General features: G+C 62.5%; 13 protein-coding genes. 5 read left to right on the top strand and 8 right to left on the bottom strand.

Annotated elements, in window-relative coordinates; translation table 11 throughout:
* Positions 1 to 11: 11 nt before the first annotated feature.
* A complete protein-coding gene (locus CQ007_RS09110) occupies positions 12 to 320 on the bottom strand; it encodes a PepSY domain-containing protein (protein WP_105645377.1) in 309 nt (102 codons plus the stop codon).
* Positions 321 to 450: 130 nt separating this feature from the next.
* Here CQ007_RS09110 and CQ007_RS09105 point away from each other — a divergent pair, with 130 nt between their 5' ends.
* Positions 451 to 1,530 (top strand): hypothetical protein, encoded by a 1,080-nt coding sequence (locus CQ007_RS09105; protein WP_105645375.1) that lies wholly within the window; start codon positions 451 to 453, stop codon positions 1,528 to 1,530.
* Positions 1,531 to 1,554: 24 nt separating this feature from the next.
* Here the strand turns inward: CQ007_RS09105 and CQ007_RS09100 are convergent, their stop codons facing one another.
* The 4 genes from CQ007_RS09100 to CQ007_RS09085 all read right to left on the bottom strand — a co-directional run bounded on the left by CQ007_RS09100 (position 1,555) and on the right by CQ007_RS09085 (position 4,417).
* Positions 1,555 to 2,061 (bottom strand): C40 family peptidase, encoded by a 507-nt coding sequence (locus tag CQ007_RS09100; RefSeq protein ID WP_105645373.1) that lies wholly within the window; start codon positions 2,059 to 2,061, stop codon positions 1,555 to 1,557.
* A gap of 94 nt (positions 2,062 to 2,155) precedes the next feature.
* The gene (locus CQ007_RS09095) at positions 2,156 to 2,830 is read right to left on the bottom strand and encodes a DNA-3-methyladenine glycosylase I (RefSeq protein WP_105645371.1); all 675 of its coding nucleotides are present in this window, start codon (positions 2,828 to 2,830) and stop codon (positions 2,156 to 2,158) included.
* Positions 2,831 to 2,860: 30 nt separating this feature from the next.
* Positions 2,861 to 3,685 carry a tRNA 2-thiocytidine(32) synthetase TtcA gene (gene ttcA, locus CQ007_RS09090; RefSeq protein ID WP_105645369.1) on the bottom strand — a complete coding sequence of 275 codons (825 nt, stop codon included), beginning with the start codon at positions 3,683 to 3,685 and terminating at the stop codon, positions 2,861 to 2,863.
* Positions 3,686 to 3,817: 132 nt separating this feature from the next.
* Entirely contained in the window at positions 3,818 to 4,417 is a 600-nt protein-coding gene (locus tag CQ007_RS09085) for a Yip1 family protein (RefSeq protein WP_105645367.1), read from the bottom strand.
* 326 nt (positions 4,418 to 4,743) lie between these two features.
* Here CQ007_RS09085 and CQ007_RS09080 point away from each other — a divergent pair, with 326 nt between their 5' ends.
* Positions 4,744 to 6,738, top strand: coding sequence for a choice-of-anchor I family protein (locus CQ007_RS09080; protein ID WP_105645365.1), 1,995 nt, complete (start codon positions 4,744 to 4,746; stop codon positions 6,736 to 6,738).
* 151 nt (positions 6,739 to 6,889) lie between these two features.
* Entirely contained in the window at positions 6,890 to 7,357 is a 468-nt protein-coding gene (locus tag CQ007_RS09075; RefSeq protein WP_105645363.1) for a flavodoxin family protein, read from the top strand.
* A gap of 280 nt (positions 7,358 to 7,637) precedes the next feature.
* Here the strand turns inward: CQ007_RS09075 and CQ007_RS09070 are convergent, their stop codons facing one another.
* Positions 7,638 to 8,924: a DUF4010 domain-containing protein gene (locus CQ007_RS09070; RefSeq protein ID WP_105645361.1), complete on the bottom strand. Its 1,287-nt coding sequence runs from the start codon at positions 8,922 to 8,924 to the stop codon at positions 7,638 to 7,640.
* A gap of 45 nt (positions 8,925 to 8,969) precedes the next feature.
* Here CQ007_RS09070 and CQ007_RS09065 point away from each other — a divergent pair, with 45 nt between their 5' ends.
* A complete protein-coding gene (locus CQ007_RS09065) occupies positions 8,970 to 9,461 on the top strand; it encodes a SprT family zinc-dependent metalloprotease (protein WP_105645359.1) in 492 nt (163 codons plus the stop codon).
* 13 nt (positions 9,462 to 9,474) lie between these two features.
* Here CQ007_RS09065 and CQ007_RS09060 read toward each other — a convergent pair whose 3' ends face one another.
* On the bottom strand, positions 9,475 to 10,248 hold the full coding sequence (locus CQ007_RS09060; RefSeq protein ID WP_105645357.1) for a spermidine synthase: 774 nt from the start codon (positions 10,246 to 10,248) through the stop codon (positions 9,475 to 9,477).
* A 293-nt stretch (positions 10,249 to 10,541) separates the two neighbouring features.
* On the opposite strand from CQ007_RS09060, the gene CQ007_RS09055 reads away from it, so the two are divergent.
* Positions 10,542 to 12,368 (top strand): ABC transporter ATP-binding protein, encoded by a 1,827-nt coding sequence (locus CQ007_RS09055; protein WP_105645355.1) that lies wholly within the window; start codon positions 10,542 to 10,544, stop codon positions 12,366 to 12,368.
* A gap of 449 nt (positions 12,369 to 12,817) precedes the next feature.
* On the opposite strand, the gene acnA is transcribed toward CQ007_RS09055, so the two are convergent.
* Positions 12,818 to 15,547 (bottom strand): aconitate hydratase AcnA, encoded by a 2,730-nt coding sequence (gene acnA, locus CQ007_RS09050; protein WP_105645353.1) that lies wholly within the window; start codon positions 15,545 to 15,547, stop codon positions 12,818 to 12,820.
* Positions 15,548 to 15,619 lie beyond the last annotated feature (72 nt).

The following is a 15,619-nucleotide window of genomic DNA, read 5'->3' as shown; positions in this document are numbered from 1 at the left end:
CAGACCTGAGATCAGTCATCTTGCTCGGTTTTGAGCACTTCGCCGGTCGCGGCATCGATATCGATGTCCCAGTCGGTACCATCATCGGCACGGACATCCAGCTTGTAGATGTAACGTCCATATTCGTGCTCCAGATCACGATCGGTGATCCGACCAGGCTTGACCGACAGCGCCTTTTCTTCCAGGCTTTCCAGCGATTTGATCTTGCCCTCTTCGATCAGCCGGGCCGCTTCGGCAGAGCTGACGTCATCGTCAGCGAACACCGCGGCAGAACCCATGCTCAGAAGTGCAGCGCAAGACAGTGCAATAAGTTTTTTCATATCATGAAGCTCCGTTGTTTGAACACAACTGAATGGTAGACCGGGAAACTGAATTCAACCTTAAAACAAGCTGAATCCAGGCTTAATGCCAGGGTTTGTTCCCGGTCACCTGATTCACCTTTGGAACACCATGACTGCAATTCATATTCACGAACCGGCCCTGACCATTCGCGCCGGCACCCGGGCGCTGCAGCATATTCGCAGCGCCGGCCTGCAACCAGCCGATGTCCATCTGATTCCCGGCGCGGCGGGTGGCCCCAAGGCGCTGGGCATCCAGGGCCTGGACATCGCCCTGTTCGGCGACTGGCTGCCCCAGGCCCCGCAACCACGCAGCCTGATCGGTGCCTCCATCGGCAGTTGGCGGTTTGCCAGCGTCTGCCTGCCGGATCCGGTAGCCGGCTTGCAGCGCCTGGGTGAGCTCTATACCCAGCAACGCTTTCCCAAGGGCATCAGCGTGGCCGAAATCAGCCGGCGCTGCGCGCAGATGCTCGATCAGCTGCTCCAGGACCAGGAGCAGCACATCCTGGGCAATCCGCTGTATCACCTCAATATCATGGTGGTGAAAAGCCTGCGCCTGCTGCAGCATGATCACCCGTCACGCCTGGGGCTCGGGCTCGGCGGTGTCGCCGGCAGCAACCTGCTCGGTCGGCGCCATCTCAAGCGCTGGTTCGAACGGGTCATATTGCATGACGAACGCCTGCTGCCACCGTTGGACGAGCTGCAGGATTTCGTCACCAGTTACGTCACGCTGAATACCGACAACCTGCGCCCGGCGCTGCTGGCATCCGGCTCGATTCCCATGGTGATGCAGGCGGTCACCGACATTCCCGGCGCCAGCCAGGGGGTCTACCGCGACGGTGGCCTGCTCGACTACCACCTCGACCTACCCTGGCGCGCTCCCGGCGTGGTGCTGTACCCGCATTTCATCGACCGGGTGGTGCCGGGCTGGTTCGACAAGGCACTGCCCTGGCGCAAGGCCAATGCCGGACAGATCGCCGACGTGCTCCTGCTGGCGCCCTCCCCAGCCTATCTCGCCCGCCTGCCCCACGGCAAGCTGCCGGACCGGCGCGATTATCGTCGTTTCATCCGGGACGATCAGGGACGGGAAAACTACTGGCGCCGGGCGATGGCGGAAAGTCAGCGCCTGGGTGATGAGTTTCTGGAACTGGTCAGCAGCGGACGGTTGCAGGATCGTGTGCAAGCTATGTAATAGCGCCCGCTCACCCCGATATCCTCAGTGATCCAGCACCCGACGGGCGCTGTTGAAGCTGCGCTGCCAGTAACTGGCCTGCAGGTCATCTATCCGCACCTTGCCCCCGGTGCTGGGTGCGTGCAGAAAACGCCCGTCACCCACATAGATACCCGCATGATCGACCCGCTTGCCACTGGTGGCGAACAGCAGCAGATCACCGGGGCGCAGCGCCTTGGCCGGTGCCTTGCCCGGTAGCTGGCTCAACCCTGCCGTAGTACGTGGCAGGCTCAGGCCCGCGGTTTCACGGAAGACGTAGTTGATCAGGCCGCTGCAATCGAACCCCACCTCCGGACTGTTACCGCCCCAGCGGTACGGCGTACCGACCAGCGTGAAGGCATGGAACAGCAGGTCATCGTTATAGCTGGAGGCCGCAGCGGAGGGTGTTTCCGGCATTGGAGCGTAGGCTGGGGCTGGCGGCGATTGCGGCGCACTGGCGCACCCGGCCAGTACAGCCAGTGACAATACCAGGAGCAAGTGAATAGCACGCATGCCACAGCCTCAGCGAGAATACTCGCTAACCTTGCCCTGACAAGGAGTTGAGGTCAAGTCTTGAGGTGAAGGTTCAGGCTATGCGCGTAACCTGTTAATGATTCACGGTAAAGGCCAACATGGCCGATAATTGGCCCATTGACCGACCACTTTCATCAGCCAATTGATTGAAGGCCTTCTGCACCGTCGCCAGGTCCCGCTGGCTGGTGGCGGTGGGCCGATCCAGCACGCCCATGCCCGTGAGCGCCGTCAGCACATCCCCGGTCGTGACGAAAGTATCCTTGCCCACCATGCGCAAGAAGCGCGGCACCGACAGCCCACCGAGCTGATTGCCGCGTTTCGCCAGCAATCGCCAGAGGCCGACGATATCCTCGCCCGGCCAGTCGGCGATCAGATTACCCATGCTGCCGTATTCCCGGTTCAGGTCGAGCACCATCTGGGCATTGCGCGGCACGCTGCGTAGCTTGGCCAGGTGCCGGATCAGCCGCTTGTCCTGCATCAACCGCTCGATATGCTCGGCGCTCATCAGCACCACCTTGTGCGGATCGAAGCCGAAGAACACCTCCTCGAATGCCGGCCAGCGCGCATCCACCACACTGTGCTTGAGGCCGGCACGGAAGACCCGCAAGGCAATGTTGGATAGATAGCGGTCATCGCTCAGGGCCCGTAACTCCTCGGCTGGGCGCGCTATCGGCAGGCGCGCCTCCAGCGCCTGGCGTGAGCCGAAGCGGTTCAGACAATACTCTTCAAGCCAACGGTAATCACGCATGGGGGTCGCCTTTCAGGTTGCCGGAGCGGTTCAGAGATTCATCACATTGACAAAGCGCGGTGTCGCGCTGGTATCCACCTTCAGGCTGGCGAAATCGAACAGGCTGGCATCGGCCAGCTGCGAGGGCTGTACATTGCGCAGCGAGCGGAAGATATTTTCCACCCGGCCCGGGGTTTCCCTTTCCCAGGCCTGCAGCATCTGCTTGACCACCTGACGCTGCAGGTTTTCCTGCGAGCCGCACAGGTTGCAGGGGATGATCGGAAATTCGCGCAGCTGCGCGTACGCCTCGATATCGCTCTCGTTGCAGTAGGCCAGCGGGCGAATGACCACATTGCGGCCATCATCGGAGCGCAGCTTGGGCGGCATGGCCTTGAGGTTGCCACCATGGAACATGTTCAGGAAGAAGGTCTCGACGATATCGTCACGATGGTGCCCCAGGGCCATCTTGGTCGCACCGATCTCATCGGCGAAGGTATACAGGTTGCCCCGGCGCAGACGCGAACACAGCGAACAGGTGGTCTTGCCCTCCGGCACCTTCTCCTTGACGATCGAATAGGTGTCACGCTCGAGGATGTGATAGGCGATGCCCAGCTCCTCCAGATAGGCCGGCAACACCTCCTCGGGAAAGCCCGGTTGCTTCTGGTCCATGTTCACCGCAACCAGCTCGAAGCGGATCGGCGCCACCTTCTGCAGATGCAGCAGCATGTCCAGCAGCGTATAGCTGTCCTTGCCACCTGACAGGCACACCATGATCTTGTCGCCGTCCTCGATCATGTTGTAATCAGTGACCGCCTCGGCGGTCAGGCGGCGCAGACGCTTCTGCAGTTTGTTCTGGTTGACGCTCAGGCTGGACATGATGGGATCCGGGATGCTCAAAAGGCTGCATTCTACCGGGAATCGAGTCGTATAAAAACAAAGCGCCGTCGAACCGACGGCGTGTAGCGGTAGCCGGGGCAATGCTCCCGCAGCCCCGGCGCAGTGGAATGTCTAACGCAGGTAGATCGGCCCGATGCCCAGCCCCCAGAAGATCACGGCGGTGGCCATCATGCCCACCAGCACCACCAGGCCCACGGCCAGGATCGAGCTGGAGAACAGGAAGCCCTCTTCCGTCGGGATCTCCATGAAGATCGGAATACCCTGATAGAGCAGATATACCGTGTAGCAAATCGCCACCGTGCCTACCGTCATCGCCAACCACAGGTTCGGGTAAAGCGCCGCCAGGCCGGCAATGAACAGCGGCGTCGCGGTATAGGCAGCAAAGATGACGCATTCACTCAGGGTCGGGCTGGAATCGTAGGTGCGCGACATCCAGTGAATGAAGGCCCCCATGATCGCTACCCCGGCCAGCATCGCCAGCCATGTCAGGAAGGTCATCTGCAAGGCACTGGCCTGGGTGAGCCTGACCGGTTCCAGTGTGCCTATGGTCCAACCGACCTGGGTGGTGCCAATATAGGCGGAAACCGCGGGAATCGCGGCAAGTATCAGCACATGGACCAGGTACATCGGTCCGATGCGTGCCTCGCCGTCCTTGATGGTTCTCCAGGCACGGTTGGGATTGATGAAAAGCCCCACTACGTTGTTGATCATGGTCTGCCCTCCTGATTTGTTATTGTCCTGCGCTCCATCGATACCGAGTCGCAGGCAGAAGGTGCGACATACTGTCGCAGCGATCTTGTCCTTGACTATAGTTAAATCCCGATTAAATAAAACCTACGTCATTAGAACCATTGGCAATATCACACCATATTGTGATAGCGATTAAAAATCATCACCATTCCATCGCACACCGCTTCACCCTCACCCGCCCGGCACCAGACCCGAAAATGTCACTTCCCGGCAACCGGAACGCCATTCAGCTGTCATGTGCGGCCCGTATCAATGGGCCACCCAATACATCAAGGAATAGGATGCACATGAACAAATGGTTTGCGGTCAGCACTCTGGCCATGTCCGTCGCTCTGGCTGGCTGCCTGGGCAATAGCAGCAGTAGCAACAGGGATAATGGTGGCCCGGCCGACCCCACGCCGATCAATATCGAGCTGAGCAAGCTGGGGCGCTATTCCAGCGGTGTATTCGGTGCCAGTGCAGCGGAGATTCCCGCCTTCGATCCGGTCAACCAGCGCATATTCATCGTCAACGCCCAATCCGGCGCGGTTGATGTGCTGGACGCGGCGGATCCGGCCAACCCGACGTTCATCGAGTCGCTGGTCACCTCCGTTCCGTCTGCCACCATCAACAGTGTCGCCTGGCATGATGGGCTGCTCGCCGTGGCCGTTGAAGCCTCCCCCAAGACCAGCCCCGGAGCCGTCGAGCTGTACGACGCCACCAGCCTGGTGCTGCTCGACAGTGCCCCGGTCGGCGCTCTGCCGGACATGGTCACCTTCACCCCCGATGGCAAATACGTGCTCACAGCCAACGAAGGCGAGCCGAGCGATGACTACTCGATCGACCCCGAAGGCTCGGTCAGCATCATCGAAGTGCTCGAGGACCGAACCGGTTTCGGCACCAATCGCACCGCCGGCTTCGCCCACTTCGAGTCCCGGAAACAGGAACTGATCGCCAAGGGGGTACGCATCTACGGCCCCGCCGACAACAGCCAGCGCTATGGCCACGATAATATCGCCAGCGTCGCCCGGGACATGGAGCCGGAATACATCGCCGTCTCCGACGACAGCGCCACTGCCTGGGTCTCGCTGCAGGAAAACAACGCCTTCGCCAAGCTGGATATCGCCAGCGCCACCATCACTGACATCCTGCCGCTGGGCTACAAGGACTATGGCCAGGAAGGCAACGCCATTGATGCCAGCGACGAAGACGGAGAGAAGGGCGCGCCGCTGCTCAACTTCCAGCTGTGGCCGGGCGTGGTCGGCATGTATCACCCTGACGCCATTGCCAGCTACAGCGTGGATGGCAAGACCTATCTCGTTTCGGCCAACGAAGGTGATGCCCGCGCCTGGGGAGAGGACAACGACGCCTACTGGGGCACTGCTAAAGCGCTACCCGGTGATCGCAGCCAGGGCTTTGTCGAAGAGCTGCGGGTCAAGCACCTGGTTCATCATGAGGGCTTTTCCCGCCGCTTCGCCGATGACATGCCGCCACAGCTGTACGACCTCGCCGTCGGTGCCGTACTCGATCCTGAAGTATTCGGCTATTGCGGTGCCGGGCTGAACCCGGGCAAACAGGCGGGTGCGTGCCGGGAGGACGCGGCCAGCCCCGACAATGGTGGTCTGGGTCGCCTGAACATCAGTTGGGTACAGGGCTATCACACCAACGAGGACGGCAGCCCGATCTATCATGATGCCGCTGGTAACCCAACCCCGGGTGCTGACGCCAGCAATGGCTACCTGATGTACCACACACTGTACTCCTATGGTGCCCGCTCCTTCTCCATCTGGGATGAGGACGGCCAGCAGGTATGGGACTCCGGCGACTTCTTCGAGAAGTTCCTGGCCGACCAGAGCGGATTCGAGTGCCGGCTCGGACCGGATCGCAATATCCCCTGCCTCGACTACTTCAACTCCGGTCATGATGAAGGCAATGCGTTCGACAGCCGCAGCGACGCCAAGGGCCCCGAGCCGGAAGGTATAACCCTGGGCCGGATCGGCGAGCAGACCTTCGCCTTTGTCGGTCTCGAGCGCATGGGCGGAGTGATGGTATTCGATATCAGCAACCCGCAGGAGCCGCTGTTCCAGGACTACCTGAACACCCGTGAAAACTGGGTTGACGACCCCGAGGATCTGGCCGACGCCAACCGCCTGGCAGAAGCCGGCGACCTTGGGCCGGAAGGCCTGGTGTTCGTCTCCGCCGAAGACTCGCCCAACGGTGAACCGCTGCTGATCGTCGGCAACGAAGTCAGTGGTACCACGGTGATCTACCAGATCAATCAATTGGAACGCACCGCGCAGTAACAGCAAGACCCGCGGGCGCTGTCTCTGGCAGCGCCCGCTCCTGCCAACCTCCCCTCTTCCTGCCCACCCCATAGCCGATGGCTGTCGCCAAACCGCACTGTAACGCCCTACACTGAGTGCAATCACTCATCATCGCTGTCATGAGGACGCCATGGCCAGGAAACAACTGCTGGTGGTCGCCCACGCCCCATCGGACAATACCCGCAAGCTGGTGGACGCGGTGCTGCGCGGCGCAACCAGTCCCGATATCGAAAACGTATCCACCCGCTGGGTGGCCCCCCTGCAGGCCACGCCGGAGGATGTACTGCAGGCCGACGCCATCATCCTCGGTACCACGGAGAATCTCGGCTACATGAGCGGCGCACTGAAGGACTTCTTCGACCGGTGCTATTACCCGGTGCTGGAACAGCAGCAGGGATTGCCCTGCGCCCTGTATATCCGCGCCGGCATGGACGGCACCGGCACCCGCCGCGCCATCGAAAGCATCGTCACCGGCCTGCGCTGGAGCTGGGCGCGCGATCCGCTGGTGCTGCGTGGCGACTGGAAGCCCGAGTTCGTCGACGAAGCCGAGGAGCTCGGGTTGTATATGGCCGCGGGGTTGGATAGCGGCATATTCTGAACCAGGGTGGAGCACCCCTGCCACTTCGCAGCCACTCGAATCATCGGGGTGTAGCGCCCGCGCTACGCCAGCGAACTCCCCGCCACGGCGCAACACCCGTCGCCGAGCAGGCGCTCGACAACCCGGTGTTATGGATGGCCGGGTTCCATCCCGGCCTGCGGTGTTTCATGCTGCTCTGCTGGTCGAGATGGAACTCGACCTTCCTTTCGGGGCTGTGTTTGGGCGCTATGCCCGTGGTGTTGTCGTCGAGCAGGCGCTCGACAACCCGATAAAGGGGCACTCAGACCAGGGCCAGCCCCACCCCTCCAGCAACCAGCGCCAGCAGCAGGATCGAGCTGGCCCAGCGCGCCAGTGACCAGCCGCCCACCACCAGTACGATGCCCGCCTTGACCGCGGTGTTGGTCAAGGCCGCCAGCAGGATGCCGCGCACCGCCACATCGTCGGCCAAATCCCCTTTCGCCTGCTGCGCCAGGGCAATGGCAACGGCATCCACATCGGCGATCCCGGCCAGCAGCGCCAGCACGTATACCCCTTCACTGCCGAACCACTGCTCGGCACCGCGCGACAGCATGAATACCAGTGTCAGCAGCGTAGCCATGACCAGCGCCTGTTGCAGATCCAGCGGATTGCTGACCGGCGGACTGTTGCGTATCCCCTGCTCACCCCGATGACGATGGATGACCCAGCCCACCGCCAGCAACGGCACCAGTGCCAACCCGACGATCCCCGGCAGCAGAGGCCATACCAGCGCACGATTGACCACCGCCACTTCCAGCAGCAGGCGCGGCGCCATGGTGCCGCAGGCCAGCGCGATACCGGCCCCCAACAGCGCGTGCCGGGACACGTCCACTCGCGCCATCCGGGAAAATGCCAGCGTCAGCGCGGTACTCGAAGTCAGCCCACCCAACAGAGCGGTCAGCACCAGCCCGACACGATCACCCAGCAGCTTCACCGCGAAATAACCGATAAAGCTGATACCCGCAATCAACAGCACCAGCCAGCCGATGATCCGGGGGTTGAGGCTGTCCCATGGCCCCATGGGCTCATTCGGCAATAGTGGCAACACCACCAGCACGATGACCAGCAGTTGCAACGACGCATTCAGCTCCAGGCGCGACAGGCTACGCAACAGGGTATGAATGCGCTCCTTGGCCCCCAGCAGCACCGCCGTGATGACCGCTGCGGTGGCCGCCTCCAGGTGCAGCCCGTAAACCGCCAACGCCCCCAGCAGAAAAGCCAGCAGGGCAGCCACCTCCGTGGTCGCCCCCAGGTCGCCGGTGGCCTTGCTGCTGTGCACATAGCCCACGATCAACAACGCCGCCACACCGAGCAGCGCCGCCGCCAGCAACAGATCCGAGGACAGCATCGCCAGATGCGCCACCACCCCACCGGACAGGCCCAGCAAACCGAAGGTACGGATGCCGGTCACCGTCTGGTCATCGATCTCTTCATGCCGGGCCTCGTCCAGATTCTGCGACTGCCAGCCCCGCTCGAAGCCGATGATCAGCCCCACCGCCAGCGCAATCAGCAACCCCGTCAGCTCACTGCCATAGCTCAATGCATTCATCCCGTTTCCTTTACCTGCCCTGCGTCCACACCCTTATAATGCCGCATGGATCAGATACTGCATCGCCTGGAACACTGCTATCAACACGCCGAACAACATTTCGGCAGAACCTTCGAGCGTCCCCAGGTTACCCTTGACCTGCGCGGCCAGAAGGCGGGCGTAGCCTACCTGTATCGCAACCTGCTGCGCTTCAATGGCCAGATGTACCGCGACCATCGTGACGATTTCCTGCTGCAGACGGTACCGCACGAGGCCGCGCACCTGATCGCCTATGCCCTGTATGGCGAGCGTATCCGCCCGCATGGCCGTGAATGGCAGAGCCTGATGACCGGCCTGTTCGGCCTGCCCGCTCACCGCTGCCATGACTATCCGGTCCCGCAACGGCGCAGCACCCGCTACCTGTACCGCTGCGGCTGCCCCGAGCACATTCCCTTCACCCCCCAGCGCCATGCCCTGGTGCGCCGAGGGCGGCGATATCAGTGCCGGCGCTGCGGCGACCTGCTGCACTTCACCGGCCAGCAGCACCGCGTCGGCTGAGGCCCTGCGAGCGCTACAGCACCTCTCCGGCGCGGTACAGATCATTGATGTAGGGCTGCAGCGAGTACCCCAGCTGCGGCTCCAGGGCCACTGCCCAGGCATGCATGGCCGGCCGGTCCAGCGGTAGCGGCGGGTCACCCACCGCCGGCACGAACAGGATGATATTGCCCTCCTCCACCTGAACCTGCAGGTACTGCTCGCCGAACAGGTCGCCGAGCATGGCTGCAGCGTAGGGCAGACCACTGTCGCCCATCTGCCACTGGTTGATCACCAGCACCCCACCGGGTCGCAACGCCCGCTGGCACTTGGCGAAGAAGTTCGCCTGCAACTGCAGACGCGACAGCCCGCCTTCCATGTACAGATCGACGAACAGCAGATCGCAACTGGCGGGGGCTGCAGCGATATACCGCTCGGCACAACCGATCCGCACCTGCAGACGCGGGTCATCCGACAGGCCCAGCCAGTGCCGGGCCAGCGCCAGCACCTCGGCCCGCAGCTCGACTGCGGTCACCCGACCCGGCGCGAAATGCCGCACCAGGCAATTGGCCAACGCGCCACCACCCAGCCCCAGCAAGGTCATCTGCGCCGGTGGCGCGCACCAGAACGCGCCCAGCAGCATGGCCCGGGTGTAATCGTATTCCAGCCACGCCGGATCGGCGTGAAAAACACAGCTCTGTTCGGTCAGCTCACCGAAATACAGAAACCGATAACCCTCCCCGTTCTCGGTGATCCGCAGCGAACCGTAGTCATCACGGCGCCGTTCCAGCAGGGTTTCCCGATCACTCATCAACAACCTTCCCAACAGACTTTTCCACCAGGTCATGGATCACCTATGGCCTGAATCACTCATATCATTGTGGAGCACTGCATCATGAAAGTCTTCCCAAGTACAGAGAAGCATGAAAGGTCGATGGCAACCCCGTCGAGTTCCATCTCGACCAACGGAGCCGCCTGCAACGCCGCTGGCCGAGATGGAACTCGGCCTTCCTTTCAACCGTGCAGCGCATGCCTTCTCACTTGAGCCCGACTCCCCTCAGCGCGCATAATGCCCAGCCTTCGCTGTTGCCACAGGCTGCTTTCATGTTCCGCTGGTTTGAACAACGTCTCGACCCCTTCCCCGCAGAAGAACCCACCCAGCCGCCGCGCACGCTGCTGGCATTCTGTCTGCATTACACCCGGGGCTCCTGGCCGTACCTGATCATCGCCGCCGTGCTGATGGCAGGCATTGCCATCACCGAGGTGTGGCTGTTCAGCTTCCTCGGCAATATCGTCGACTGGCTGTCGCACCAGGACCGCAGTACCTTCGTGCAGAACGAAGGCTGGAAGCTGACCGGCATGTTCCTGGTGGTCATGGGCCTGTTACCGCTGCTGATCCTGATCAACTCGCTGTTCAGCCACCAGACGCTGATGGGCAACTACCCGATGCGTATCCGCTGGCTGGTACACCGCTACCTGCTGCGCCAGTCGATGACCTTCTATCAGGATGAATTCGCCGGCCGCATCGCCACCAAGATGATGCAGACCGCCCTGGCAGTGCGCGAGTGCGTGATCAAGCTGATCGACGTGCTCAACTACGTCGCCGTGTACTTCCTCGGCACCCTGCTGGTGATGGGCCTGGCCGACTGGCGGTTGATCGTGCCCATGCTCGCCTGGGCCACTGGCTACCTGCTGATGATGAGTTATTTCATCCCCCGGCTCGGCAAGGTCGCCGAGCAGCAGGCCGATGCGCGCTCGGTGATGACCGGCGGCGTGGTCGATAGCTACACCAATATCCAGACCGTCAAGCTGTTCTCCCATGCACAGCGCGAAGCCGTCCACGCCCGTGAGGGCATGACCGGGTTCATGGACACCGTCTACCGGCAGATGCGCCTGGTGACCCTGGTCAACCTGTCACTTTACGTGCTCAACGGCATCCTGCTGAGCAGCGTCACCGGGCTGGCCATCTGGTTGTGGCTGCAGGAGATCATCGGCGTTGGCGCCGTCGCCGTGGCGGTCGGCCTGGTACTGCGGCTGTGGGGCATGTCGCAGTGGATCATGTGGGAGATCTCCGCACTGTTCGAGAATATCGGCACCGTGCAGGATGGCATCAGTTCCATCTCCCGCCCGCAACTGGTCACCGATCGGCCCGATGCCAAACGCCTGCAGGTCACTCAAGGCGATATCCGCTTCGAGCATGTGCAGTTCCACTATGGCAAGGGCCATGGGGTGATGGACGAACTGAACCTGCACATCCGCCCCGGGGAAAAGATCGGCCTGGTCGGCCGCTCCGGTGCCGGCAAGTCGACCCTGGTGAACCTGCTGCTGCGCTTCTACGATGTCGAAGACGGGCAGATCCTCATCGACGGCCAGAATATAGCCGAGGTCAGCCAGGACTCGCTGCGCGAACATATCGGCATGGTCACCCAGGACACCTCCCTGCTGCACCGCTCGGTACGCGACAACATCCGCTACGGCCGCCCCGACGCCACCGAGGAGATGGTGCAACAGGCCGCCCGCAGCGCCCATGCCGACGGATTCATCCCCGGCCTCGGTGACGCCCGGGGCCGGCACGGCTATGACGCCCATGTCGGCGAACGCGGAGTGAAGCTCTCCGGCGGGCAACGTCAGCGCATCGCCATTGCCCGGGTCATGCTCAAGGACGCGCCGATCCTGATCCTCGACGAGGCCACCTCGGCGCTGGACTCGGAAGTCGAAGCCGCGATCCAGGAAAACCTCAACCAGTTGATGCAGGGCAAAACCGTGATCGCCATCGCCCACCGCCTGTCGACCATCGCCGAGATGGACCGGCTGATCGTCATGGACCAGGGACGCATCGTCGAGGATGGCAGCCACAGTGAATTGATAAGTCAGGGCGGGCTGTATGCCCAGCTCTGGGCACGGCAGTCAGGTGGCTTTCTGGGCGAGTAGGCTCCGCACCTCAAGGTGTAGCGCGCCTGCGCTATGCCAGCGAACTCCCAGCCATCTCGCAACAACCGTCGTCGAGCAGGCGCTCGACAACCCATTGGGGGGGCGAGTGCATCCACACTCTGCTTGCACCTGCTACTCCGGGGTGTAGCGCGCCTGCGCTACGCCAGCGAATTCCCAGCCCCCTCGCAGCAGCCGTCGTCGAGCAGGCGCTCGACAACCCATTGGAGGGCGAATGCATCCACATTATGCTGGGCTACTCTGGGGTGTAGCGCGCCGGCGCTGCGCCAGCGAATTCCCAGCCCCCTCGCAACAGCCGTCGTCGAGCAGGCGCTCGACAACCCATTGGAGGGAGGGGCGAGTGCACCCACATTATGCTTGGCTACTCCGGGGTGTAGCGCGCCGGCGCTACGCCCTTCGGGTTGTCGAGCGCCTGCTCGACGACAGGTCCCCTACGCCAACATCTCCCGCAGCACATAATGCAGGATCCCGCCCGCCTTGAAGTAATCCACCTCATTGCCGGTATCGATCCGGCATAGCACCTCGAACTCCAGCGTCTGTCCGTTATCACGGTGGGCGATGACCTTGAGTATCTGGCCAGGCCGGATCTGGTCGTTGATGCCGGGAATCTCCAGCACTTCGTGTCCAGTCAGTTGCAAGGTCGCTGCACCCTGGCCATTGACGAACTGCAACGGCAGCACGCCCATGCCCACCAGGTTGGAACGGTGAATGCGCTCAAAGCTCTCGGCGATGACCGCCTTCACCCCCAGCAGATTGGTGCCCTTGGCCGCCCAGTCGCGACTGGAGCCAGTGCCGTACTCCTTGCCGGCCAGCACCACCAGTGGCGTACCCTCGCGCTGATAACGCATGGCTGCGTCATAGATCGACATGCGCTCACCGCTGGGCGTGTGAATGGTCAGTCCACCCTCCTCGCCGCCGAGCATACGGTTGCGGATACGGATATTGGCGAAGGTGCCGCGCATCATGATCTCATGGTTGCCGCGCCGCGAGCCGTAGGAGTTGAAGTCATCTGGGCTGACACCCAGGCGCTGCAGGTACTCACCCGCCGGGGAACTCGACTGGATATTGCCCGCCGGCGAGATATGGTCGGTGGTGATCGAATCACCGAACACCGCCAGCACCCGGGCCTGCTCTATCGGTCGCAGCGGCTGCAGCGGCTTGTCGATATCCTCGAAGTACGGCGGGTTCTGTACATAGGTGGACTGGCTGTCCCAGGCATAGGTATCGCCCCCACTGGTGACGATCGCCTGCCAGTGCTCGTCGCCGGTGAACACGTCCGCGTAGCGAGCGCGGAACATGCTGTCCTCGACCAGCGCCACCGCCTCGGCGATCTCGGCGTTGCTCGGCCACAGGTCGCGCAGATACACCGGCTTGTTGTCCCTATCCAGCCCCAGCGGCTCCTCCAGCATGTTGATGCGGCTGTCACCCGCCAGCGCATAGGCGACCACCAGCGGCGGCGATGCCAGCCAGTTGGCCTTGACCTGCTGATGGATACGCCCTTCGAAGTTGCGGTTGCCCGACAGCACCGCCGAGACCACCAGGTCATGCTCGCTGACGGCACGGCTGATCGGCTCGGGCAAAGGTCCGGAGTTGCCGATACAGGTGGTACAACCATAGCCGACCAGGTTGAAGCCCAACTGGTCCAGATAGTCGGTCAGCCCGGCACGCAGCAGGTAATCGGTAACCACCTTGGAGCCTGGCGCCAGCGAGGACTTGACCCAGGGCTTGCGCCGAACACCACGCTCGACCGCCTTCTTCGCCAGCAACCCCGCCGCCATCATCACACTGGGATTGGAGGTGTTGGTGCAGGAAGTGATCGCGGCGATCACCACCGCACCATCCTTCAACACGATCTCCTCGCCGTCCAGGGTCACGCATACCTCGGCACTCGGCCCGCCGATCGCCGCGCCGCCGCCACCCTCGTCCTCCAGGCGTTCGACATCGCGCACCACGGGTGCCCGCTGCTGCTCGAGCAAGGCATCGAACGCCTTGTGCACGTCCCCCAGCGCCACCCGGTCCTGCGGGCGCCGCGGGCCGGCCAGGCTCGGCTCCACCTCGTTCATATCCAGGTGCAGGGTGTCGGAGAACACCGGCTCATGCCCCGGTTCGCGCCACAGCCCCTGCGCCTTGCTGTAGGCCTCCACACGCTCCACCACCTCGGCCGGACGACCGGTCAGGCGCAGGTAGCTCAGCGTTACCTCATCGATCGGGAAGAAGCCGCAGGTCGCCCCGTATTCCGGGGCCATATTGGCAATGGTGGCGCGGTCGGCCAGCGGCAGATCGGCCAGACCATCGCCATAGAACTCGACGAACTTGCCCACCACACCGCGCTGGCGCAGCATCTGCGTCACGGTCAGCACCAGGTCGGTGGCGGTCATGCCCTCGCGCAACTTGCCGGTCAACTTGAAGCCCACCACCTCAGGAATCAGCATCGACACCGGCTGCCCGAGCATGGCCGCCTCCGCCTCGATACCGCCAACGCCCCAGCCCAGCACACCCAGGCCGTTGACCATGGTGGTATGTGAATCGGTGCCCACCAGAGTATCGGGATAGGCCCACAGCTGCCCATCGACCTGCTCTGCCCAGACGCTCTGCGCCAGGTACTCCAGATTCACCTGGTGACAGATACCGGTGCCCGGTGGCACCACGCGGAAATTGTTGAACGCCTTCTGCCCCCAGCGCAGGAAGGCATAGCGCTCACCATTGCGCTTGATCTCCATGGCCACGTTGTCGTGGAAGGACTGCTCATCGCCGAAGTGGTCGACCATCACCGAATGGTCGATCACCAGGTCCACCGGCGATAGCGGGTTGATCCGCTGCGGATCGCCACCGGCACGCGCCACGGCATCACGCATGGCCGCCAGGTCGACCACCGCCGGCACCCCGGTAAAATCCTGCATCAACACCCGCGCCGGTCGATACTGGATTTCCCGATCGGAATGCCGCGTCACCAGCCAGTCGGCCATGGCCTGGATGTCCTCACCGGTGACGGTCTGACCGTCCTCATGGCGCAGCAGGTTTTCCAGCAGGACCTTCAGTGACATTGGCAGCCTGTCGATCTCACCCAGCAGCTGGCCAGCTTTGGGCAGCGAATGATACTGATAGGTCAGGCTGCCTACCTGCAGACTGCTCAGGGTTTGCAAACTGTCGATTGATGACATCAGGGACTGCTCCTCATTTAGAATTCTCAAGACCGACAAGTCCGTTCAAGAACTAGGCGGTCTGGCCGATAA

Origin of the sequence: Pseudomonas sp. MYb185, from assembly GCF_002979975.1 — a bacterium.
In the GTDB taxonomy this organism is placed as follows: Bacteria; Pseudomonadota; Gammaproteobacteria; order Pseudomonadales; family Pseudomonadaceae; genus Halopseudomonas.
Note: the sequence above shows the minus strand (reverse complement) of the source record. Positions and strands in the feature narration are given on the sequence as shown.

Excerpts from the sequence above, each read along its gene's own strand:
- CQ007_RS09110 (WP_105645377.1), bottom strand. The coding sequence starts at position 320 with ATGAAAAAACTTATTGCACTGTCTTGCGCTGCACTTCTGAGCATGGGT.
- CQ007_RS09105 (WP_105645375.1), top strand. The coding sequence starts at position 451 with ATGACTGCAATTCATATTCACGAACCGGCCCTGACCATTCGCGCCGGC.
- CQ007_RS09100 (WP_105645373.1), bottom strand. The coding sequence starts at position 2,061 with ATGCGTGCTATTCACTTGCTCCTGGTATTGTCACTGGCTGTACTGGCC.
- CQ007_RS09095 (WP_105645371.1), bottom strand. The coding sequence starts at position 2,830 with ATGCGTGATTACCGTTGGCTTGAAGAGTATTGTCTGAACCGCTTCGGC.
- ttcA (WP_105645369.1), bottom strand. The coding sequence starts at position 3,685 with ATGTCCAGCCTGAGCGTCAACCAGAACAAACTGCAGAAGCGTCTGCGC.
- CQ007_RS09085 (WP_105645367.1), bottom strand. The coding sequence starts at position 4,417 with ATGATCAACAACGTAGTGGGGCTTTTCATCAATCCCAACCGTGCCTGG.
- CQ007_RS09080 (WP_105645365.1), top strand. The coding sequence starts at position 4,744 with ATGAACAAATGGTTTGCGGTCAGCACTCTGGCCATGTCCGTCGCTCTG.
- CQ007_RS09075 (WP_105645363.1), top strand. The coding sequence starts at position 6,890 with ATGGCCAGGAAACAACTGCTGGTGGTCGCCCACGCCCCATCGGACAAT.
- CQ007_RS09070 (WP_105645361.1), bottom strand. The coding sequence starts at position 8,924 with ATGAATGCATTGAGCTATGGCAGTGAGCTGACGGGGTTGCTGATTGCG.
- CQ007_RS09065 (WP_105645359.1), top strand. The coding sequence starts at position 8,970 with ATGGATCAGATACTGCATCGCCTGGAACACTGCTATCAACACGCCGAA.
- CQ007_RS09060 (WP_105645357.1), bottom strand. The coding sequence starts at position 10,248 with ATGAGTGATCGGGAAACCCTGCTGGAACGGCGCCGTGATGACTACGGT.
- CQ007_RS09055 (WP_105645355.1), top strand. The coding sequence starts at position 10,542 with ATGTTCCGCTGGTTTGAACAACGTCTCGACCCCTTCCCCGCAGAAGAA.
- acnA (WP_105645353.1), bottom strand. The coding sequence starts at position 15,547 with ATGTCATCAATCGACAGTTTGCAAACCCTGAGCAGTCTGCAGGTAGGC.